The organism is Alteromonas sp. S005, assembly GCF_036864475.1.
In the GTDB taxonomy this organism is placed as follows: domain Bacteria; phylum Pseudomonadota; class Gammaproteobacteria; order Enterobacterales; family Alteromonadaceae; genus Alteromonas.
In genome coordinates this window covers 124,425-145,159 of the sequence record NZ_JAZETN010000009.1, presented here as the reverse complement: position 1 = coordinate 145,159, position 20,735 = coordinate 124,425, and the positions used below count along the sequence as shown (strand labels likewise).

The 20,735-nt window shown below is 44.7% G+C and carries 23 protein-coding genes; 9 read left to right on the top strand and 14 right to left on the bottom strand.

The window, feature by feature from the left end; genetic code table 11:
- Positions 1–107: 107 nt before the first annotated feature.
- Positions 108–863: a peptidoglycan editing factor PgeF gene (gene pgeF, locus V7R55_RS12330; RefSeq protein ID WP_334059726.1), complete on the bottom strand. Its 756-nt coding sequence runs from the start codon at positions 861–863 to the stop codon at positions 108–110.
- Between the two features lie 12 nt (positions 864–875).
- A complete protein-coding gene (gene rluD, locus V7R55_RS12325; protein ID WP_334059725.1) occupies positions 876–1,859 on the bottom strand; it encodes a 23S rRNA pseudouridine(1911/1915/1917) synthase RluD in 984 nt (327 codons plus the stop codon).
- Positions 1,860–2,044: 185 nt separating this feature from the next.
- On the opposite strand from rluD, the gene V7R55_RS12320 reads away from it, so the two are divergent.
- Positions 2,045–2,809: an outer membrane protein assembly factor BamD gene (locus V7R55_RS12320; protein WP_334059724.1), complete on the top strand. Its 765-nt coding sequence runs from the start codon at positions 2,045–2,047 to the stop codon at positions 2,807–2,809.
- A 121-nt stretch (positions 2,810–2,930) separates the two neighbouring features.
- Here the strand turns inward: V7R55_RS12320 and V7R55_RS12315 are convergent, their stop codons facing one another.
- The 3 genes from V7R55_RS12315 to V7R55_RS12305 all read right to left on the bottom strand — a co-directional run bounded on the left by V7R55_RS12315 (position 2,931) and on the right by V7R55_RS12305 (position 4,972).
- A complete protein-coding gene (locus V7R55_RS12315; protein WP_334059723.1) occupies positions 2,931–3,674 on the bottom strand; it encodes a ChrR family anti-sigma-E factor in 744 nt (247 codons plus the stop codon).
- Positions 3,667–4,278 carry a sigma-70 family RNA polymerase sigma factor gene (locus V7R55_RS12310; protein WP_179983974.1) on the bottom strand — a complete coding sequence of 204 codons (612 nt, stop codon included), beginning with the start codon at positions 4,276–4,278 and terminating at the stop codon, positions 3,667–3,669. The genes V7R55_RS12315 and V7R55_RS12310 overlap by 8 nt, the downstream gene beginning before the upstream one ends.
- 118 nt (positions 4,279–4,396) lie before the next feature.
- Positions 4,397–4,972, bottom strand: a complete 576-nt coding sequence (locus tag V7R55_RS12305; protein ID WP_334059722.1) for an LON peptidase substrate-binding domain-containing protein — start codon at positions 4,970–4,972, stop codon at positions 4,397–4,399.
- Positions 4,973–5,230: 258 nt separating this feature from the next.
- Here V7R55_RS12305 and V7R55_RS12300 point away from each other — a divergent pair, with 258 nt between their 5' ends.
- Genes V7R55_RS12300 through V7R55_RS12280 form a run of 5 tightly spaced genes read left to right on the top strand, consistent with a single transcriptional unit; the run spans position 5,231 to position 9,666 of the window.
- Complete coding sequence (locus V7R55_RS12300; RefSeq protein ID WP_334059721.1) at positions 5,231–5,674, top strand: nuclear transport factor 2 family protein; 444 nt, start codon at positions 5,231–5,233, stop codon at positions 5,672–5,674.
- Entirely contained in the window at positions 5,671–6,390 is a 720-nt protein-coding gene (locus V7R55_RS12295; RefSeq protein WP_334059720.1) for an SDR family NAD(P)-dependent oxidoreductase, read from the top strand. The genes V7R55_RS12300 and V7R55_RS12295 overlap by 4 nt, the downstream gene beginning before the upstream one ends.
- Before the next feature lie 11 nt (positions 6,391–6,401).
- Positions 6,402–7,667, top strand: coding sequence for an NAD(P)/FAD-dependent oxidoreductase (locus V7R55_RS12290; protein ID WP_334059719.1), 1,266 nt, complete (start codon positions 6,402–6,404; stop codon positions 7,665–7,667).
- Positions 7,664–8,407: a DUF1365 domain-containing protein gene (locus tag V7R55_RS12285; protein ID WP_334059718.1), complete on the top strand. Its 744-nt coding sequence runs from the start codon at positions 7,664–7,666 to the stop codon at positions 8,405–8,407. Before V7R55_RS12290 ends, V7R55_RS12285 begins: the two co-directional genes overlap by 4 nt.
- Before the next feature lie 2 nt (positions 8,408–8,409).
- On the top strand, positions 8,410–9,666 hold the full coding sequence (locus tag V7R55_RS12280) for a cyclopropane-fatty-acyl-phospholipid synthase family protein (RefSeq protein WP_334059717.1): 1,257 nt from the start codon (positions 8,410–8,412) through the stop codon (positions 9,664–9,666).
- 96 nt (positions 9,667–9,762) lie between these two features.
- Here the strand turns inward: V7R55_RS12280 and V7R55_RS12275 are convergent, their stop codons facing one another.
- Both V7R55_RS12275 and pomA read right to left on the bottom strand, forming a co-directional pair.
- Positions 9,763–10,692 (bottom strand): flagellar motor protein MotB, encoded by a 930-nt coding sequence (locus V7R55_RS12275; RefSeq protein ID WP_334059716.1) that lies wholly within the window; start codon positions 10,690–10,692, stop codon positions 9,763–9,765.
- Positions 10,692–11,453, bottom strand: a complete 762-nt coding sequence (pomA, locus tag V7R55_RS12270) for a flagellar motor protein PomA (RefSeq protein ID WP_071815317.1) — start codon at positions 11,451–11,453, stop codon at positions 10,692–10,694. The genes V7R55_RS12275 and pomA overlap by 1 nt, the downstream gene beginning before the upstream one ends.
- 405 nt (positions 11,454–11,858) lie before the next feature.
- Here pomA and V7R55_RS12265 point away from each other — a divergent pair, with 405 nt between their 5' ends.
- From V7R55_RS12265 to dxs, 3 genes are read left to right on the top strand one after another with little or no spacing between them, the layout of a single operon-like run.
- Complete coding sequence (locus V7R55_RS12265; protein ID WP_334059715.1) at positions 11,859–12,101, top strand: exodeoxyribonuclease VII small subunit; 243 nt, start codon at positions 11,859–11,861, stop codon at positions 12,099–12,101.
- 29 nt (positions 12,102–12,130) lie between these two features.
- The gene (locus V7R55_RS12260; RefSeq protein WP_334059714.1) at positions 12,131–13,021 is read left to right on the top strand and encodes a farnesyl diphosphate synthase; all 891 of its coding nucleotides are present in this window, start codon (positions 12,131–12,133) and stop codon (positions 13,019–13,021) included.
- A gap of 32 nt (positions 13,022–13,053) precedes the next feature.
- Positions 13,054–14,934, top strand: coding sequence for a 1-deoxy-D-xylulose-5-phosphate synthase (dxs, locus tag V7R55_RS12255; protein ID WP_334059713.1), 1,881 nt, complete (start codon positions 13,054–13,056; stop codon positions 14,932–14,934).
- A gap of 109 nt (positions 14,935–15,043) precedes the next feature.
- Here the strand turns inward: dxs and V7R55_RS12250 are convergent, their stop codons facing one another.
- The 7 genes from V7R55_RS12250 to ribD form a co-directional block, all read right to left on the bottom strand.
- Positions 15,044–15,544: a phosphatidylglycerophosphatase A family protein gene (locus tag V7R55_RS12250; RefSeq protein ID WP_334059712.1), complete on the bottom strand. Its 501-nt coding sequence runs from the start codon at positions 15,542–15,544 to the stop codon at positions 15,044–15,046.
- A gap of 38 nt (positions 15,545–15,582) precedes the next feature.
- Entirely contained in the window at positions 15,583–16,548 is a 966-nt protein-coding gene (gene thiL / locus V7R55_RS12245; RefSeq protein ID WP_334059711.1) for a thiamine-phosphate kinase, read from the bottom strand.
- Positions 16,549–16,596: 48 nt separating this feature from the next.
- Positions 16,597–17,019: a transcription antitermination factor NusB gene (nusB, locus tag V7R55_RS12240; RefSeq protein ID WP_014979773.1), complete on the bottom strand. Its 423-nt coding sequence runs from the start codon at positions 17,017–17,019 to the stop codon at positions 16,597–16,599.
- Between the two features lie 12 nt (positions 17,020–17,031).
- Entirely contained in the window at positions 17,032–17,505 is a 474-nt protein-coding gene (gene ribH, locus V7R55_RS12235) for a 6,7-dimethyl-8-ribityllumazine synthase (RefSeq protein WP_025255832.1), read from the bottom strand.
- 244 nt (positions 17,506–17,749) lie between these two features.
- Positions 17,750–18,850, bottom strand: coding sequence for a bifunctional 3,4-dihydroxy-2-butanone-4-phosphate synthase/GTP cyclohydrolase II (ribBA, locus tag V7R55_RS12230; RefSeq protein WP_334059710.1), 1,101 nt, complete (start codon positions 18,848–18,850; stop codon positions 17,750–17,752).
- 20 nt (positions 18,851–18,870) lie between these two features.
- On the bottom strand, positions 18,871–19,533 hold the full coding sequence (locus V7R55_RS12225; RefSeq protein WP_334059709.1) for a riboflavin synthase: 663 nt from the start codon (positions 19,531–19,533) through the stop codon (positions 18,871–18,873).
- Between the two features lie 20 nt (positions 19,534–19,553).
- A complete protein-coding gene (gene ribD / locus V7R55_RS12220; protein ID WP_334059708.1) occupies positions 19,554–20,693 on the bottom strand; it encodes a bifunctional diaminohydroxyphosphoribosylaminopyrimidine deaminase/5-amino-6-(5-phosphoribosylamino)uracil reductase RibD in 1,140 nt (379 codons plus the stop codon).
- Between the last annotated feature and the right edge of the window lie 42 nt (positions 20,694–20,735).

Genomic DNA, 20,735 nt, shown 5'->3' with positions numbered 1-20,735 from the left:
GTATGAGATTGAAAAGTTAGTCAAAAATATAAAAAATACTGTAGGAATTTTGATTTAGCGCAAATATTTGATGAGTCTGAAATCTTGAGCCTTTTTTCCTAAACAATCTAAAGTAGGCCTATCACGCTGACCATTCGCCCCGTCGTACGTTTCTTTTGATGCGTTGCTCTTCGATGTGAATAGAAGCGTCGCTCATCAGAGTAAGTACACAGATTACTTTGCGTAATAGTATCTACGCCAGCTTGTTGCAGCTGTATTTGCGCAATTAAAGGCAGGTCTAATAGGTATTTTCCATCATTGTGACTATCAGCGATGGCGCCCTTTATATGACGAAATTTACTCGCCAATTGAGAATCCACTTCATAGCAAGCACCGCTTATTGCAGGACCTATCCAAGCCATGATTTTATTGGCATCGCAGCTAAATTGCCCAACCGCATTTCTGATAATATTGGTCTCAAGCCCTTTCCACCCCGCGTGTACTGCTGCCACTTCTTGACCACTCCCATCACATAATAAGATGGGAACACAGTCTGCAGTCATTACGGCGCAAAAGTGTGAGACAGAACAAGAGTACGCAGCATCGGCGGTGGTATCAGCGCTTGGCAATGACACCACACGATTACTGTGTACTTGCTCTAACCATGTGATTTTTTCACTGTGTGGGATAAGGCTTCTATTGGCTTTAACTAATAAAAGGTCATCTCCCACATGAGCTCCAACGTTCAAGCCTGCAAAATCTCCCATACTACCGCCCCCCAATCGGGTTGTTGTGTAAGCAACAACATTATCGGGGCATGACCATGACGGACTAATTAAATCCAACGATGACGTAATAGGTGAATTTGCAGCTGAAAATGTCATAGTGTCATCTGCTTAAAGCATATCTTGAGGATTGTCTGCTGTGTCTTTCTTAACCGCCTTCAGCAAGTCTTGCATATCTTGAGGCAGCGGTGCCTTCCAGGTCATCCACTCTTCGGTCTCAGGGTGGAATAGCGATAGCTGAGCGGCATGTAAAGCCTGGCGCTGGAATCCGCGAAGCGCAGCAATAAACTCCTCAGACGCACCTTTAGGTAAGCGCGGACGCCCGCCGTACACCTGATCGCCTAACAGCGGATGCTTTATATGCGCCATGTGAACGCGGATTTGGTGCGTACGACCGGTCTCAAGCTTCAATCGCAAATGTGTATAAGCGCGAAACTTTTCAATAACGCGATAATGGGTGACTGCGGGTTTACCCATTTCGCGAACTGCCATATGCGTGCGCTTTGTGGCGTGCCTGCCGATAGGTTCATCTACAATACCACCGGCAACCATAGTACCTAATGCAATGGCTTCATATTCACGGCTCATTTCGCGGCGCTGCAGCTGGTCAACCAGGTGCGTTTGTGCGGGTATTGTTTTTGCTACTACCATTAAGCCCGTAGTGTCTTTATCAAGACGGTGGACAATGCCTGCACGGGGAACTTTGTCAATTTCAGGGTAGTGATTCAGCAATGCATTAAGCACGGTGCCACTCGGGTTTCCGGCTCCGGGATGCACCACTAAATCAGCAGGTTTGTTTATAACGAGGATGTGCTCATCTTCGTAAACAATATCTAGCGCGATGTCTTGCGCTACACTTGTTACCTGCACATCCATTTCGGCTTGTACAGTAATGAGTTCATCCATTTGCATTTTGTGTCGTGGGACAGTGATTACTTCACCGTTTACTGCAACATTCCCGTCTTGAATCCAAGTTTTTAACTTAGAACGAGAATATTCAGGGAACAAATCAGCCAAAACCTGATCTAAGCGTAAACCAAAATGCGCAGCTTCCGTTGAAGCTTCTAATTGTATTGTGTTCGGCGACTGTGTCATAACACCATTGATTACGTCTAAAAAAGGGTATTATAACAAGTATTCACGCTGTACACTGCCTTGTTTACGTTTTTGTATGGTTTTTCTCGTCGTTAGTACGTTAGAATGCAATTAAAGTGTTGTTGTTTAACACATGAGCTTAGACAGCGAAGTATTAAACTGTTTAGCAGGAAAATAGAATTATTATGAAATCATTTCGTCTACTGGCTCCCGTTTTATTGGGTGCTATGGTGTCTGTCGCAGGATGCAGTTCTTCAGATCAAGAAGAGAAAGCCGTTTTAGCTAATATGGGTGCTCAGCAACTGTACGACAGAGCAAAGCAGAGCATGGAAGTCGGTAACTTCAGTGCTGCTGCTCAAACGTTAAGCGCACTAGACTCACGTTACCCTTTTGGTCCTCTTTCGCATCAAGTACAGCTAGATCTTATTTATAGCTATTACAAATCGGGCAAAAACGAAGAAACACTTGCTACTATTGACAGATTCATTCGTCTCAACCCTAACCATTCTGATGTTGACTACGCGTATTACATGCGTGGCTTAACTAACATGGAATCGGACAGTAACCTGTTCCAAGAACTAATGAATATTGACCGTACGGATAGAGACCCTTCAAAATCCCGTGCAGCATTTGAAGACTTTCGTCGCCTAATTCAGCAGTATCCAGACAGCAAGTATGCGGCTGACGCGAAGCAGCGTATGGTTCATATCAAAGACCGTCTAGCGCGCTACGAAATTGCTATTGCACGTTTCTATATGAGGCGAGAGGCTTATGTTGCTGCAGCTAACCGCGGTCGCTATGTTATTGAGCACTTTCCTAATACTACGCAGGTCCAGCAAGCCTTGGAAATTATGGTTTCAAGCTACGAACAGCTTGGTCTAACGGAGCTTCGTGATAACGCCATGAAGACACTTAGACTTAACTACCCGGATAGCGAATTCATCAGCTAGCTAAGGCAGGTTTGAAGCGCGAAAGATTTTCGAGCACGTAATTAGAACAAAAAAAACGCACTTCAGTGCGTTTTTTTTGTTATTTTGCAGTTGCTATATAGCTGGCAAAACCGTTCTGTCTTTAGCGGAAAAACAAATGGCTAAACGGATTTAACAGTCTTGCTAAACCGGAAGTAAAGTGTAATGGCTGGTCAACAATACTAAAAACCAAGCAACCATCCTTACCTTCGGCTTTTGGTGTATGGGTTTTATCACCGTCCATAAAAATGAAATCGCCGGTATCATAACGACTAAGCCCGTCACTGAATTCACCATCTATGACCAAGGTATACTCAGTTCCTCGATGGGTGTGCTCGGGAACACTGCCACCACTGCCCATAAAAATGAAATTGGCTACGCCTTGATTACCCAAATCAACCGGGGCCTGCCATAGTTTGCCGACTAAGCTTGACCAGTTTCCTGTCTTGTCTATATACCTGTGGAGCGTTCGGGGAATTGTAAATGTCCTTCCGTCCAACTCGATAGTACCCAGTTTCTCGGGTTTGCGCGGTGAGTTTTTCTTATTAAAAGTTTCTCGATACTCAGCAACATTAGCCCCCTCAACACCGCCATTGGGAGATTGTGGGAGTTGCGTGATCTGCGAAAGCATGTCACCAAACTGAAGCGACGCTTCAGAAGTCGCGAATGCGTTATCACTAACAGCCGATACCATTTGAGCGGCTAAGCTTTCTGTCTCAATCTCTACAAAGCGTTGACATTTGGCGCACATGTCACAATGCGCTGAGACCATTAAAGATGTAGCAGGTGACAGTGTGCCCTCAACGAAATCTTTAAGTTGTTGGGCACTGGGGTGAAACCTAATCATTGTCGTTTAACATGACCTTTAATCGTTGAAGTGCCAATCGTGTACGTGACTTTACTGTACCCAAGGGAATAGAAAGTTCATCGGCAACTTCTTGTTGAGACTTACCATCGATATAGATGGCTTCAACTACCGCTTTTTGCTTTACAGGCAGTGATTCAAATAAATGACCAATTTGCTCCAATGTAACCTGCTCGTCAAGCGGCGCTTCATTTGCGTCTGCCGTCTGTTCGCAAAGCACTGGCCATAGGTCATCAGAACATACATCTTCTTTTCGGTTCTGCAGCTTACGCAACATATCAAAACGTATGTTACGTGCAATGGTAAATATCCATGTCGATGGAGACCCTTTCTCTGCGTTGAAGAGGTGTGCTTTTTGCCACACGTTTGACATTGTGTCTTGCACCAACTCCATTGCCAATGCTTCATTACCCATTTGCTTTAACGCATATGAACGAAGACGGGGGGCAAAATAATTGAACACTCGAGCAAATGAACGTTTGCATCTGGCGTCAGCAACCGCCACTAGGTAATCAGACATTTCGGTAGCACACTCTTTAGGTTTGATTGTGCTGTTACTTTGTTCCAATGGAATTCCAACTAACATAATATTCGTCCGCTTTTCCGTTTTGGTTGTATCATTCTACGACGTTCAGGCTCAAAACGTTTGCGAAAATCGCAAATGTTGGATTACGAATTTGTAATATCGATTACAGCTCTCACATTTAGGCTATCAAGGCAGAGAGATAATTGAGTAAACCTGTACACTCTCTTTGCGCTAAAAAATGTTGCTTTTGTGAGCCATCGACTGGCAATAATTCCAACCACCGATTTAATACCCAGTTGGGACAATCAAACTTTGGTGAATCGTAGAGTGACGCCAGTTCTTCGTAATTTCCAAATATTTCTTTAAGCCGCTCGTCCATAGGCGCTATTTGCTGAGGAGCCAAATCGCACTGCCACGGTTTTATAACCTTACAACTACCAGTGCGAAGACCGTCTTTTTCAACTTCAATGCTACTTACCTCAACTAGATGAGAACCAGCAACCTTTATGCCAAGCAAACCGTCGTCGAGCATATCGAAGTCGATAACTTGTGCGTATGTTCCTATTTTATGGATATGCTCATTTACATCTTTGTCGCCATTTGCATTTAGCATACACATCACAAAGCCTTTATTTTCGGCGCATGCCTGCTTAACCATGCGCACATATCTAGGCTCAAAAATACGCAGCGCCATTCGGCCCTCAGGCAAAAGGTGCGCAGATAAAGGAAATAAGGGAAAACGTTCTACACTCATACTCAACACTTCCAAAAACACAAGAATAACTACGCGACTGAGTACAAATAGGATCGAATGGGAATATTTTTCACAGCAGAATTGAAAAACGTGATCTTAAGCACTGCGTTTGATGTAACTTATGAGCTAAATAACAAACTCAATAGATTCTAGATCAGGGACTTGCGGAAAAATACGTAAAAAGAACTAACAAGGTCAAGAGTAAGTAAAAACCAGCTGGTGAGTCTATATTTAAAATTGAACCGTAAAGGAAGTTGTATGGATGTGATTAAACGCTTTTGTAAAATTTACACAGATATATGTCAGATTTCTCCAAACGACTTGGAAAACATCTATGCCAGTGACATCACATTTATTGACCCCATTACTACGCACCGTGGAATAGATGAAGTAAAACATTACTTTTCTAACCTTCTTACCCAAGCTGAAACGTGCAAGTTCGACATATCAGACATTTTCCGTTGTTCGCAACAAAATGCTCAAAACCAAACCGATGTAACTCATCTTGTAAATTGGACAATGACTCTGGTGCTCAAAAACAGCGATAAAAAAATAACGCTAGACGGTACAACGCAGCTTGGGGTTAAAGATGACATCATTATTTTCCATAAAGATTATTATGATTTGGGCGAAATGGTTTATGAACACGTACCTATTTTAGGTTTTATAATCAGAAAGATAAAAGGGAAGCTGGCAAAATGAAGACTATTCTAATTACTGGCGCCACATCGGGAATAGGTAAAGCATTAGCGATCAAGGCCGCTGATAATGGGTATCACGTAATTGCCTGTGGAAGAAACAAAGAAGCCCTCGATGAACTAAGCAAATATAGCAATGTAAGTAGTTGTCAGTTTGATGTGTCAAATTTAGAAGATACTCGACAGGCATTGGCTAACGTTAAGTTTGATATCGCTGTACTTAACGCTGGCACTTGTGAGTATGTAGACCTTGACGACTTCGAGCCAGAAATGTTCCGCCGCGTTTTCGAGCCTAACTTCTTTGGCGTAGTTCACTGTGTTGACGCCCTTATTCCACGACTAAAAGATGGCGACAAACTCGTCATAGTCGACAGCATGGCGCGCCTATTACCTTTTACTCGCACTCAGGCGTATGGTTCTAGTAAAGCCGCTCTGCATTACTTTACCAAGTCCTTAGAAGTTGATCTTCATCACAAGGGTATAAAGGTGCAGGCCGTATCTCCCGGCTTTGTTGAAACGCCTTTGACCGACAAAAATGATTTTGAAATGCCAATGAAGATTAGCGCTGAAGAAGCAGCTGAGGCTATGCTTAAAGGGATAGAAAGTAACAAGCAGACGGTTTTCTTCCCTCGCTTCTTTGGCTTTATTCTGCGCTTTATGCACATATTGCCAACATCAATTCAAAAGCGTTTATCCTTGGCCATGCGTGAGAAACAGTAAGAGAAGTTAAAATGAATAATAAGATTGCCATCATAGGCACGGGTATTTCAGGGCTAACCTGCGCACACCTTTTAAGTAGACAGCATGACATCACAGTTTACGAAGCGAATGACTACATTGGTGGTCACACGGCAACCAAGAAAATTGACGATAATGGGCACACTCATAAGATTGACACTGGCTTTATCGTCTTCAATGACTGGACTTACCCTAACTTCATCAAGCTTATTACTCAGCTAAACGTTGACTACCAACCCACCGAGATGAGCTTCTCTGTGATGAGTAAAAAAGCGAACCTTGAGTACAATGGCAATAACTTAAACAGTTTATTCGCCCAGCGACGTAATCTTCTTCGGCCTAAGTTTTGGCGAATCGTTAAAGACATTCTAACTTTTAATAAGGCGTGTAAAGCAATGGTGGCTGAGAAGCGCGACACGTCATCGTTAACGCTTGAAGACATCATCAAAGAATTAGAGCTGAGCGATGATTTCGCGCGCTACTATATATTGCCCATGTGCGCCGCTATTTGGTCTAGTAGTCTGGAGCAGACCAGAAAGTTTCCGTTAACTTTCTTCCTGCAATTTTTCAATAACCATGGGCTACTCAATATTACTGACCGGCCTCAGTGGTACACGATAAAAGGTGGATCTAGTCAATATATCCCACCACTGATTGCGCCATTTGAGTCTAAGATCAAATTGTCCACAGCTGTCATTTCTGTAGCTAAAAGCGATGACAAGTGGGAAGTTACCGATTCATCCGGTGCAGTTGCAGCGTTTGACCATGTCGTGTTTGCGTGTCACAGCGATCAAGCATTAAAAATGATACATTCCCCTACCTCACTGCACGAAGATATTCTTGGCAATATCCCTTATGCGGAAAATGATGTAGTAATGCACAAAGACATAAGCCAATTGCCTAAAAGGAAGTTGGCGTGGGCCAGTTGGAACTACAGCTTAAAAGAGGACGCGAGCGAGGAAGCTCGCCCCGCCTCTGTCACCTACAATATGAACATTCTACAGCGATTAGAAGCAGAGAATACTTATTGCGTAACGCTAAATAATACGCCTGAAATCGACGAAAACAGTATTTTACGAAGCTATCAGTATGCTCACCCACAGTACAGCGCCAACATGGTGAAAGCGCAATCGCGAAGAAGCGAGATATGTGGCGTGGATAACTTACATTTCTGTGGCGCCTACTGGTACAACGGTTTCCATGAAGACGGCGTTACCAGTGCTTTAGACGTCTGTGCGCGTTTTGGTGAATCCCTGTGATAGAAAGTGCTTTATACAGAGGTAAGGTATATCACCAACGTTTCAAGCCGACACAACATAAATTTGACTATGATATTTATCTGTTTTGGCTGAAGCTTGATACCGACGAATTTGAAGCCTTATCTAGTCAGCTAAAACACTTCAGTACGAGCAATAAGTCAAGGGTTCGCTTTAAGCGAGAAGACTACCTAGGCGACGATTCTATTTCGTTGAAACAAGCCGTATTGGAGAGAATGACTGAGTTGAACGAGGGTAAAGTGCTACACGGCGACGTTTTTATGCTCGGCCAATTGCGCATGTGGGGAATGTATTTTAGCCCAGTTAACTTTTATTACCTTCGCAATGATGAGGGAAAGTACACTCACATGCTTGCAGAAGTCAGCAATACGCCTTGGAATGAGCGCCATCATTACCTTGTAAACTTGGATACGCAAGATGATACGCCTAAGGCTTTTCACGTGTCGCCTTTCAACCCGATGGATATGACTTACAAATGGTCAATTTCACAGCCGTCATCTAGACTTTCTCTAGCTATGGATTGCGTAAGAGAGGATAAAGAGTTCAGTGCAGGGATTAATCTAACAAAATTTACTTTAGATAATGCGAATCTATCTGCTGCACTTAAACGTATACCTAGTATGACAATAAAAACTGTGGCCGGAATTTATTGGCACGCGCTTAAGCTATTGCTGAAACGAACGCCACTTTATACACACCCAGAAAAGAGTCAGGAACAATAACAATGTCTTTCGGTGAATCTGTACTACTGACCACCTCAGAGGTCTCTTTTGTAGATAAAACTTGTAGAACACTGTTTTTAAAGTGTTTGAATCAGCTTCCATTTGGTCGCTTAACTATTCAAGAAAATGGCGATGTCGTTGCGCGTTTTGGCACAGAGGATAGCGACTTAAACGCTACGGTAAATATCAAAGATGTGCAGGCCTATCGACGATTGTTACTTGGCGGCAGTGTGGGCGCCGGTGAGGCGTATATGGATGGTTTGTGGGACAGTGACGATGTTACCGCTGTGGTAAGGGTCTTTGCGAGGAACTTACCTACCCTTGATGAATGGGAAAATAAATTCAAGTGGTTAACCATGCCCATCAATAAGGTTCAGCATCTTGCGCGTCGAAACACAAAAGACCAAGCTAAAAAGAACATAGAAGCGCATTATGATTTGGGCAACAAGCTTTATACCCGCTTTCTAGATCCGACGATGATGTACTCATCAGCGATTTACCCTGATCCGAATGCAACGCTGAACGACGCCCAGAATTACAAACTTAAAGCCATTTGTGACAAGTTACAACTAACCGAAGCTGACCATCTTATCGAAATAGGCACAGGATGGGGCGGCTTAGCTGTATACGCTGCAAAACATTACGGCTGCAACGTGACAACCACAACTATTTCGGAAGAGCAGCATGCTTGGGCGAAAGATTGGATTGCACGGGAAGGACTTGAAAGCAAAATTACCCTGCTTAAAAAAGACTACCGATTACTTGATGGTAAATACGACAAACTCGTTTCCATTGAGATGATTGAAGCCGTTGGCAAACAGTATTTAGGCAACTTCTTCGAAAAGTGTGCTTCTCTTTTGAAAGACGACGGTGTTATGTTGCTTCAGTCAATAACCATTGACGATAGACGTTATGATAGCTACTCAAACAGCGTAGACTTCATACAAAAATACATTTTCCCGGGTGGCTTTTTACCATCGCAATACCAGATAAATGCTCACCTTAAAAAGTACACGAATATGATGATCCGTGATTTACACGATATTGGCGTGGACTATGCAAGAACCCTAAATCATTGGTATGAAGCATTTATCTCGGCAAAAGAACAATTATTAAATGACGGTTACGACGAGCGTTTTATGCGTATGTGGACCTATTACCTAAAATATTGCGAAGGCGGCTTTTTAGAAAGAACCATCAGTACTGTACAGCTTGTTATATCTAAGCCTCAGTACAGAGAGGATTTGGCTAGAGTTTGACTATCTTAGCTGGGTGACCAGCAACCACTTTGGTAAAAAAGCGGTGCTTTATAGCACCGCTTTTTTGTGAGTATGACACTTACAACGGAGTGACAATTAGTCGTCTACCACTGATATGGGTTGGGATATCATTGGCTTGCCCTGGTTGATATTAATTTCCACTCGACGGTTTTTTGCTCTATCACTCGCTGTCGTGGCATTCTCAACAATAGGGTTAGTATCCGCTTTGCCAACTACCGACATACGGCTTTCATCAAAACCTGGCGCTGTGCGCATAGCTTCAGCCACTGCTACCGCACGTTGCGACGATAAATCCCAGTTCGAACGATATAGCTCATTAGCAATATGCTGGCCGTCGCTATGTCCAGAAATTTCAACTTCGCCGGGCACATCCGCTAACAATGAACCAATTTTTCTTAATACCGGCTGAAATTGTGGCTGCAAGAAAGCTGAACCTGCTGAGAAGGAGCCATTCTCGCGAATACGAATGGTAAGCTGCTGCCCCAACGACTCCATCTCTACCGACCCATCTAAAATTTGCTTTTCTAATTGCTGAGCCACCTTTTTCATCAATTCAGCCATTTGAGATTGATCAGTGCTTTGCTCAGCAGATGAAGATGACTCAGTAGCGGTTTGTTGGGACTGACCGCCGCGTTGTTCGCCGCGCTGCTTTTGCCTTCCGCCGGCCGAATCCTCGTTTCCTGCCTGAAACTCTAGCATCTGCTGTGTCATTTCGTTGGTTTGCTGTTGTATAGATTCAATTGGCGTAGGATCGGGCTTACCAGGTCGAAATTCCATAGCAATTACACTGGTACCCTTTGGAATATCTTTTACTTCGATTTTGTTTTGTACACCGAAAGCGAACTTCATCGAACCCGCAATTTGTTTAAATTTGAGTACGTCCATCTCTGAAAATGAAAGCAGAAGTACAAAGAAGCACATAAGCAGTGACATCAAGTCTGCGAAGGTTCCCATCCAAGCTGGAAGCCCCTCGGGGGGGCATTTTGGGCATTCTTCTTCGGCCATTATTCTTCCTCTGCGCTTCCGCGTTTGCTCGCCGCAAGATAGTTTTTCAAAACGCCTTCAATGACTCGCGGATTCTGACCATCAGCAATACCGACAATACCGTCTAACACAAGACTTTGATTTAGCTTCTCTTCTCCTGCTCGCACAGCTAGTTTGAACGCTATTGGCAAACATATCACGTTAGCGAAAAAAGCACCGTAAAGCGTTGTAAGTAGTGCAACCGCCATTGCAGGACCGATAGCCTTGGGGTCGTCCATATTTGATAGCATGGCAACCAAACCAATCAAGGTTCCGATCATACCCATTGCTGGCGCAATATCGCCCATACCTTTAAAAAACGAAGCGCCAAAGTCGTGTCGCTCTGTCGTCATAGATATATCTTTGGCGAGTGTCTCTCTGACCACTTCTATATCGTGGCCATCAACCAGCATATCTACGCCTTTTTGCATAAATTCATTGGAAATTTCTGCTTCTTCTAGAGCTAGAAAACCGCCTTTTCGCGCCGCGTCCGCCATCTCAACTATTTTCTCAATAAGTTCTTCTGGCGATTCAATTTTAAACATGAAGGCTTTGCCAGCAATCTTACCTGCACCGAAGAACTGACCGAGTGTAAATTGTGACAAGACAACAAACAAAGTCCCACCAAATACGATCAATATCGATTGAACGTCGATGAACATGCTTAAGCTGCCGCCCAGAATCATAGCCATAACTATGAAACCAATGGCGCCCAACATACCTATGACGGTTGCTAAATCCACTCACTCTTCCCCATTTATGCGCAGTCAGTGCTGTTAATGTACAATTATCCTATCGGCAAGCGATAGAAATACTAAAACGACATTATTGAAAAATATCATATTTATCTGTTTTTTATTAAGTATGATTTTAAAAAAACGTCGACTTAAGGTTATCTTCAAAGCAACATCCTTGCTCTATATGTTAACCCCCTAATCGAAGTACGCCTGCATATCCTTGTCTTAAAGTAATACAAGCCACTTGTTTGGAATATAGCACAATATCTTGATGTTCGACGTGGTCAACTGCATGAAAAAAAAGCTATATTGCTGAGATATAGGCGATATACCGACAAACCATTTGACCCTTGTGCAACCCTCGGTTAATGTGCGCGATATACGTATTTTGGCCAATGTATTGAGTGTTTTATGACGACAGAAAAAGCATCAGCGTCTTTTGAAGAAACTTTATCTGAACTAGAAGCCATTGTTAACGAAATGGAAAACGGTGATCTGCCGCTTAATAAAGCACTGGAAAAATTTGAACGAGGCATAGCGTTATCTCGTCAAGGCCAGCAATCTCTTGAAAACGCCGAGCAAAAGGTAAAAATATTGCTTAATGAACAAGGCGAAGAAACGCTTCAGACTCTTCCTGAAAGTGAACAGCCGTAAAACGTTCATTTTTAACTTACAGGCGACCTATGAATTTTTCTGCATTGCATCAGCAAGTCAAACAGCAAACTGATGCATCCCTTCTTACCTTAATTGATGATTTACCCGATTATGCACCGCGTCTCAAAGATGCCATGCGTCATGCATTGCTTGCGGGAGGTAAGCGCATGCGCCCTCTACTGGTGCAGGTTGTAGGCAACACCCTAGATGTACCTAAGAAAGACCAGATGGCTATAAGCATGGCTATTGAGTGTGTCCACGCTTACTCTTTAGTTCATGACGATTTGCCAGCCATGGACGATGATGATTTGCGTCGCGGCATGCCAACCTGTCATATCGCCTTTGATGAAGCTACAGCTATCTTAGCGGGAGATGCGCTGCAGTCTCTGGCGTTTACGGTGCTGGCTGATTCTCCTCTTAGCACTTATGCAGAAACCAAACGCGGGAAGCTTCTATCTGTACTTGCTAAAAGTGCGGGTTATGCAGGAATGTGTGGTGGTCAGGCTATCGACTTAGCCAGTACAGGTGAAACTATTTCACTGGAAGAGCTGAAGCAGCTGCATAGATTAAAAACTGGAGCTTTGCTCAAGGCCTGTGTTGAAATGGTTGCTATTGTCAGTGAAGGCTTACTGCCGCAAACTAAAGCTGACTTAATGGCTTATGCCGCCGATATCGGGCTAGCGTTTCAAGTTCAAGACGACATTTTAGACGTTGAAGGCAGCAGCGAAAAGCTAGGTAAACCGGCAGGGTCAGACGAAGCATTGGGAAAAAATACGTTTCCCGCCAAGCTTGGAATAGCTGGCGCTAAGCAAGAATTAGAAATGCTTCACAATAATGCACTTCAAGCATTGACGCGTTTACCCTACAATACTGACAGTTTAATTGCGTTTAGCGAGCTTTTGGTGAAACGCGACCATTAGCCACGCGCCATGTTGAAAAAGATAATAAGTACATGAGTTTAGATCTCCAACATTACCCAACGCTTGCGCTTGCGCAAACACCTGAAAAATTGAGGCAGCTGCCCCAGGACAAGTTACGCGAGCTCGCCGATGAATTACGTGAGTATTTACTTAATAGTGTAAGCCAAACAAGTGGTCATTTCGCTTCTGGTTTAGGTACGGTAGAACTTACTGTCGCGTTACATTATGTGTACAACACACCATTTGACCGCTTATTGTGGGATGTGGGGCATCAAGCCTACCCTCATAAAATCCTGACAGGCCGTGCAGAGCGCATGAGTACCATTCGTCAAAAAAATGGCCTACATCCTTTTCCTTGGCCGCCTGAGAGCGAATACGACACCTTTGCCGTTGGCCATTCTTCCACATCGATCAGTGCCGCGCTGGGAATGGCGGTAGCCGCTGAAAAAGAAGGTGAAGACCGCAAAGTGGTAGCGGTTATCGGCGACGGTGCAATGACCGCAGGTATGGCGTTTGAAGCCCTAAACCATGCTGGTGATATCAAAAAAGATATGGTGGTCGTACTTAACGACAACGAAATGTCTATCTCTGAAAACGTAGGGGCATTAAATAGTCACCTGGCTCGCTTACTCACGGGTAACTTTTTCAACTCTATACGCGACGGAGGCAAGAAACTGCTAAGCAATGTGCCGCCAATCAAAGAGTTTGCTAGTCGTGCAGAAGAGCACATCAAAGGCATGGTTGTTCCAGGAACTATATTTGAAGAACTAGGCTTTAACTACATCGGCCCTATTGATGGTCACGACGTAAACGCTGTAGTCGATACCCTTCGCAATATGCGTAACTTTGAAGGTCCTCAGCTTTTACATGTTGTAACAAAGAAAGGTAAAGGCTACGCCGTTGCTGAAGAAGACCCAATTAAGTTTCACGCGGTGCCAAAATTTAATCCGGCAGATAACGCACTGCCAAAGTCGAAGCCTTCTGCTCCTACTTACTCGGCTATATTTGGTAAGTGGCTATGTGATATGGCCGCGCAAGACCCCAAATTGATGGCTGTGACGCCTGCCATGCGGGAAGGTTCTGGCATGGTTGAGTTTTCTCAGCGTTTTCCTGAGCAATACTTCGATGTCGCCATTGCAGAGCAGCATGCGGTAACCTTTGGTGCCGGTCTTGCCAAAGACGGTATGAACGCGGTTGTTGCGATTTATTCATCATTCCTTCAACGCGCATACGATCAGCTTATCCACGATGTGGCAATTCAAGACTTACCGGTATTATTTGCCATAGACAGAGCGGGAATTGTGGGCGCCGATGGCCCTACTCACCAAGGCGCATTTGATATAGCTTCCCTTCGCTGCATTCCAAATATGGTGGTAATGGCGCCTTCTGATGAAAATGAATGTCGCCAAATGCTTTATACTGGCCACAAGCTACAAAAACCAGCTGCTGTCCGTTACCCTCGAGGTGCAGGCATGGGAGTTACGCCAGATGAAGCGATGACGGAGCTTGAAATAGGTAAATCACGTACCTGTCGAGAAACATCAAAAGATAAATCTGAAAGCGTTGCTATTTTGAACTTCGGCTGTTTGTTGCCCTATGCGCTTGAAGCAGCAGAAGCCATTGACACTACCGTTATAGACATGCGTTTCATTAAACCATTAGATGGCGACGCAGTCTTAAAGGCAGCCAGTGAACATAGCGCACTTATAACATTAGAAGACGGCTGTATTATGGGCGGTGCTGGTAGTGCCGTACTTGAACACTTACAGCAAAATGGTGTTCTGAAAGCAGTGAAAATGTTGGGTCTGCCCGATAGCTTTATTTTGCAAGGTACACAGCAGGAAATGTACAAAGAGCACGGCTTAGATGCTGAAGGCATCATTGCTGCGGCAAATAGTTTAATAGCTGACTAGTCATTAAAAAGCCCGCTAGTTGCGGGCTTTTTTCTTATTATTGTTTCTCTGTTACCTAACCTTTCGCTGCAGAGTATCTATCAAAGGGGCTCTAAATCTTCCCAATTAGCTAGAACAACGCCAGTGCCGCTGGCCAGAACACCATTAATACATGTAAACAGCCACAAGCCATAGCGCCAGCAAGAAGATCATCCAGCATAATGCCTGTACCGCCGTGTAAGCGCTTGTCAATAATACCTATTGGCCAAGGCTTTAAGATGTCGAAAAGTCTGAACAGAACGAAGCCCACGAGTAAAGACGATGCTGAGATAGGTACGAATAAGAAGGTGATGAACATGCCTGCTATTTCATCCCACACAATAGAGCCGTGGTCGTGTACCTGCATATCGTCTGCAGTCTTGCCACAAAGATAAATGCCTACCACTGAAAATATCAGCGTAAGCGCGATGAAGGAAACCACTGAGATCTGGCTACATGCTACAAGAAGCGGTAGTGCAGCAAGCGAGCCAAATGTACCTGGCATAAAAGGAACAAGCCCGCTACCAAAACCGAGAGCGAGAAAATGAACTGGATTTTTCATACTCACTCTAGCGCGATATTCCGCCTGCATGACTCTTCCTTAATTTACTATTGTAAGATGTGTATCGCCTAAAAGGCGTGCTCGTAGCCAGAAGGATTAGCTGGCGTATACTTTTCGTTATTTTTCAGCAACGAAAGCGTGCCGCTATGACCCGTTAATTGCCCAATACACGTGGCTTTTACATTGGTACTCGCCAACGAAGTTTCAAGGCTTCCGCGCTGCTCTTCACTTACAGAAAAGATAAGTTCGTAGTCGTCACCAGCGGACAGTGCATATTCAATGGCTTGCTCAGGCGTAACTGCACTTGTTAATGCGCGTGACAGCGGTAAACGATCTACATGAACATTAGTGCCACAGTTAGACGCTTTCAAAATATGCTTTATATCTGAAAGTAAGCCATCAGAGATATCAATGCAAGACGTTGCAATTCGACGTATCGCCGTACCCACCGCAACGCGAGGCGTTGGAAAGTAATGACGATTAACCAATACATCTTTCGCTTCGCCACTTACGCTGAGATTTTTTTGCAGAATATCTAAGCCCGCTCCTGCATCACCTAGTGTTCCGGTAACATAGAGCCAATCACCCGGCTTAGCGCCACTGCGCGTTAGCTCGGAACCCGGCGGAATAAAACCTTGTGCAGTAATAGTAAACGCCATAGGGCCTTTTACTGTATCGCCACCGATAAGCTGGACAGAATAGTACTGAGTAAGTTCGTATAACCCAGATACAAAGTCATCTAACCAGGCTTCATCTACTTCAGGCAGTGACAAAGACAAGCTGATCCATGCGGGCTCAGCCCCCATCGCGGCAAGGTCACTCAAGTTAGCAGCAACGGTTTTGTATGCTACGGACTTGGCAGGCGCATCTTTTAGAAAGTGTACTCCTGCAACAAGAGTATCTGTAGTAACGGCAAGCTGCTGATTTTCAGGAACTGTTGTTACAGCACAGTCATCACCAATACCAATAACAACGTCTTTGCGTTTGTGGCCACTGTTTGAAAAATAGCGGCCGATAAGATCAAATTCTTTCACGGTAGTTATTAAACCCTTTTAGCGGCAATCCATGCCGCCACGGTAAGGTTAGTCGCGCTCGTCTTTTCGCAACGTGCGCACTGCTTTATCCAGTGCACCATTAATGAATTTATGGCTTTCTTCAGCACCAAATGCCTTAGCAAGCTCAATCGCTTCATTAATAATTACGCGGTAAGGTACGTCAATGCGCTCAGTGAGTTCCAGCGTCGCGATGCGCAAGATGGCTTTTTCGATAGCGTCTAACTCTTCCGGCAAACGACCAAGGTAAGGTTTTATGGTTGCATCAAGGTTGCTTGCGTTGTGTGCAACACCGCGAAGCAATGCTTGAAAATACGCCATGTCTACCTTTTGCATGTCGTTACTGGTGGCTAGCGCCAGTTCAACCTGCTGAATATCGTTGTGACTCATTTGCCATGAATACACGCCTTGCAGGGCAAGTTCACGGGCTTTACGACGAGCTGAAACTTTCACTTAATATTTACCTTAAAGCTTTTCAACAGCATCGATTACGTTAACCATTTCCAGCGCACCAAGTGCAGCTTCTGCACCCTTATTGCCCGCTTTGGTTCCCGAACGCTCGATAGCTTGTTCAATTGAATCTGTTGTGATTACGCCAAATGATACAGGTACGCCGTATTCAAGCGATACTTGCGCAAGACCTTTGTTGCTCTCACCTGCTACAAAATCAAAGTGTGGCGTGCCGCCACGAATAACTGCACCAAGAGCGATGATGGCGTCAAATGACTTCTTCTCAGCTAATTTCTTAGCAATTACAGGTAACTCGTAAGCACCAGGTACACGTACTACCGTGATATCGTCATCGCTTACTTCACCGTGACGCTCTAGTGTGTCTAATGCGCCTTCCAGTAAGCTTTCAACAACAAAGCTATTAAAGCGTGATACAACGATAGCAAACTTCTTACCGGTTGCTCTGATATTACCTTCAATTACCTGCATGGATTCATTCCTCGAGAAAAAACGGCGCGAAGTATACCACAACTACGCCCAAACTAAATCGATTGTTTCTTTAACTTCAACTATTCGTAAACGGATACTTTTGCTTAACGCAATGTGGTGAAGGAATGCTCGTTGCAACTCCTTGACCACATAGATACGGTAGAGGTACTAGATCGAGCCTGCTATCCCACTCTAGTTCACCAAGCCTTCGCGATAGACTTAACAAAGAGCCAGTAAGCCAGCACTAGTCGTGCACGTACTCTACAACTTCAAGGCCGTAGCCTGAAAGTGCATGATATTTAATTGGCTTACTAAGAAGGCGCATTTTGTGAACGCCCATAGAGGCAAGAATTTGGCTGCCCACACCAATAGTGCGTGACGACCCTTGCCAGTCAGCGCCAGCTGGGCGCTCGCCTCTATCTTCTGCTGCAAAGCGGCGTACCTGACTTTCAATATGCTCTTCTTTACCTAACAGCACCAATACGCCACCCTCTTCTGAAATTTTGCGCATGCCATCTGCTAGCGTCATAGAGCGATGAATACCGCGGGTAGACCCAAGAAGATCACTAAAGGTATTGTGAAGGTGTACACGGACAAGTGTCGGATCATCTTCTTTTATATCGCCTTTTTTAAGCGCAAAGTGCAGCTGATTGTCGATGCTGTCTTTGAACGTGTGCAGCTCAAAGTCGCCATATTCTGTTGGCATATTGCACTGAGCAACTTTTTGAATAGTCGTTTCGTTTAAGTTGCGATATTCAATCAAATCAGCAATGGTGCCGATTTTTAGGTTGTGCTTAGCCGCGAACTTCTCTAGTTCTGGGCGGCGAGCCATAGTCCCATCTTCATTAAGAATTTCTACAATAACGCCAGCAGGCTCTAAGCCGGCTAAACGCGGCAAATCTACACCTGCTTCAGTGTGGCCTGCGCGATTTAACACACCGCCTTCTTTAGCAATTAATGGAAATATGTGGCCAGGCTGAACAATGTCTGTCGCTTTAGCATCTGTAGCCACAGCCGCTTTAATCGTTGTTGCGCGATCTGCTGCTGAGATACCAGTTGTTACGCCAGTTGCGGCTTCAATAGAAACGGTGAAGTTGGTAGAAAACTGCGCTTCGTTTTTATCAACCATTAAAGGAAGATTTAGCGTGCGGCAGCGCTCTTGCGTCATAGGTAAGCACACCAAGCCGCGAGCGTGAGTAACCATAAAGTTAATGGCTTCAGGCGTCACATGCTCTGCCGCCATGATTAAATCGCCTTCGTTTTCCCTATCTTCATCATCCATCAAGATAACCATTTTACCTTGGCGAATGTCTTCAATTATTTCTTGTGTAGTGTTAAATGCCATGTTGTGTGCTTCTTGTAGGGTTATTTTCTTAAAAATCCGTTCTCGGCAAGAAATGCCATGTCGATGCCTTTGCTTGTAGGCTCGGCGGCTTTATCGCCTAGCATTAGTCGCTCTAAATAGCGCGCAATAACATCAACCTCTAGGTTTACCGCTGTGCCCACTTTATAGCTTCCCATAATTGTTTCTTGCAGCGTATGAGGAATGATCCAAAGCATGAATTCTGCGCCATTGACTTCGTTTACTGTCAAACTGATACCGTCAACAGTGATGCTACCTTTATGGGCAATATATTTAGCCAAGGCTTCTGGCGCTTTTACCCAAAACTCGACGTAGTCTGAGTGCTTGATAATCTGCGTAACCTCGCCTACGCCGTCCACATGACCTGACACGATATGGCCACCTAAGCGGTCGCTTGGACGCATTGCCTTCTCAAGATTAACCGTTGAGCCTGCACTATAGTGTGCAAACCCGGTCAATTTGATGGTTTCGGCCGATACATCGGCGCAGTAATAATCGGGGCCCATGTCGGTCACTGTTAAACAAACACCATTGGTCGCGATACTGTCGCCCAGTGCGACATCAGACATATCAAGCGTAGGTGACGTAACGGTTAGGCGAATATCGTTGCCACGGTTATCAAGCTTTTTAATAGTACCGAGCGCTTGAATAATTCCAGTAAACATAAAGTTCCTCTTTAATCGCGTTAACCACGAGTGTTGCTAACATCAGGGCGAAAGATAAACTTAATATCGTTCCCCACCTGACGATTTTCAATAAGCGAAAGCGAAATACATTCACTTAATGACGTAAACGCTGGCAAATTAACCATACTTATTCCCTTATCACCTAAGAGCTTGGGCGCTTGGTAGCAAATTAGCTCATCCACAAGCCCTTCTTGCAACAATGCACCGGCTAAGCCCGGGCCCGCTTCCACCCATACCTCGTTATATTGCTTATCGCCTAATGCTGACATTAGTGCATGTAAGTTGAGCTTACCGTCTTTTTCGTCTATCGAAAGATAGTGCTGTGTTGCTGTATCTGGATGCGACTGCGAAGTAGCCGTTAAAGTTGTATTGCCGTCGTTAAATAAAGTGTAGTCTCGGCTGAGCTTGCTTTTGCCATCGACAACAACCCGGGCTGGCTGGCGAATGTGCTCTAGGGGATAATCTGTGAACTGTGCCTCTTGCTCTCTAACCAGCAAACTAGGGTTATCAGCTTTTACCGTTCCTGAGCCTGTAAGTACCACGCAACTTTGCGCGCGATAGCGCTGCACATCACGCCTTGCCTCGGGTCCAGTGATCCATTGACTTACACCATTTTGAAGGGCTATTTTTCCGTCTAAGCTGATGCCTAATTTCACGCGAACGAAAGGCTTGCCAGTAAGCATGCGCTTGATGAACCCAGGGTTTAATGCTGCAGCTTCTGCGGCCATCACATCGCTGACCACTTCAATACCAGCTTCTTGCAGGATGCTGATACCGTTACCGCATACGTTTGGGTTAGGGTCGGTCATGGCAATAACCACTCGCGCCACTTTTGCTTCTACCAAAGCCACCGCACAAGGCGGCGTGCGACCAAAATGACTGCAGGGCTCAAGGGTTACATAAGCCGTCGCGCCTTTTGCTCCGCCTTCTCGTGTTTTAACTGCTTGTCTCAATGCATGTACTTCGGCATGGGGGGTGCCAGCTTGAATGTGATATCCCTGGCCTAGTAATTGATTGTTTTCGTCAACAATTACACAGCCAACGCGAGGGTTCGGAGAGGTGGTAAAGCGCCCTTGTTGGGCAAGTTGAATGGCTTTTGCCATCCAAAAATAATCGTTTTTAACCGTATCGTGGTTCACTTGGATTCCTGTTGTAGCCCTAAGTGCAAGAGGTTTTAGTTG

Bases quoted from the DNA above. Each gene is read 5' to 3' on its own strand.
- pgeF (WP_334059726.1), bottom strand. From the start codon at position 863: ATGACATTTTCAGCTGCAAATTCACCTATTACGTCATCGTTGGATTTA.
- rluD (WP_334059725.1), bottom strand. From the start codon at position 1,859: ATGACACAGTCGCCGAACACAATACAATTAGAAGCTTCAACGGAAGCT.
- V7R55_RS12320 (WP_334059724.1), top strand. From the start codon at position 2,045: ATGAAATCATTTCGTCTACTGGCTCCCGTTTTATTGGGTGCTATGGTG.
- V7R55_RS12315 (WP_334059723.1), bottom strand. From the start codon at position 3,674: ATGATTAGGTTTCACCCCAGTGCCCAACAACTTAAAGATTTCGTTGAG.
- V7R55_RS12310 (WP_179983974.1), bottom strand. From the start codon at position 4,278: ATGTTAGTTGGAATTCCATTGGAACAAAGTAACAGCACAATCAAACCT.
- V7R55_RS12305 (WP_334059722.1), bottom strand. From the start codon at position 4,972: ATGAGTGTAGAACGTTTTCCCTTATTTCCTTTATCTGCGCACCTTTTG.
- V7R55_RS12300 (WP_334059721.1), top strand. From the start codon at position 5,231: ATGGATGTGATTAAACGCTTTTGTAAAATTTACACAGATATATGTCAG.
- V7R55_RS12295 (WP_334059720.1), top strand. From the start codon at position 5,671: ATGAAGACTATTCTAATTACTGGCGCCACATCGGGAATAGGTAAAGCA.
- V7R55_RS12290 (WP_334059719.1), top strand. From the start codon at position 6,402: ATGAATAATAAGATTGCCATCATAGGCACGGGTATTTCAGGGCTAACC.
- V7R55_RS12280 (WP_334059717.1), top strand. From the start codon at position 8,410: ATGTCTTTCGGTGAATCTGTACTACTGACCACCTCAGAGGTCTCTTTT.
- V7R55_RS12275 (WP_334059716.1), bottom strand. From the start codon at position 10,692: ATGGCCGAAGAAGAATGCCCAAAATGCCCCCCCGAGGGGCTTCCAGCT.
- V7R55_RS12265 (WP_334059715.1), top strand. From the start codon at position 11,859: ATGACGACAGAAAAAGCATCAGCGTCTTTTGAAGAAACTTTATCTGAA.
- V7R55_RS12260 (WP_334059714.1), top strand. From the start codon at position 12,131: ATGAATTTTTCTGCATTGCATCAGCAAGTCAAACAGCAAACTGATGCA.
- dxs (WP_334059713.1), top strand. From the start codon at position 13,054: ATGAGTTTAGATCTCCAACATTACCCAACGCTTGCGCTTGCGCAAACA.
- V7R55_RS12250 (WP_334059712.1), bottom strand. From the start codon at position 15,544: ATGCAGGCGGAATATCGCGCTAGAGTGAGTATGAAAAATCCAGTTCAT.
- ribH (WP_025255832.1), bottom strand. From the start codon at position 17,505: ATGCAGGTAATTGAAGGTAATATCAGAGCAACCGGTAAGAAGTTTGCT.
- ribBA (WP_334059710.1), bottom strand. From the start codon at position 18,850: ATGGCATTTAACACTACACAAGAAATAATTGAAGACATTCGCCAAGGT.
- V7R55_RS12225 (WP_334059709.1), bottom strand. From the start codon at position 19,533: ATGTTTACTGGAATTATTCAAGCGCTCGGTACTATTAAAAAGCTTGAT.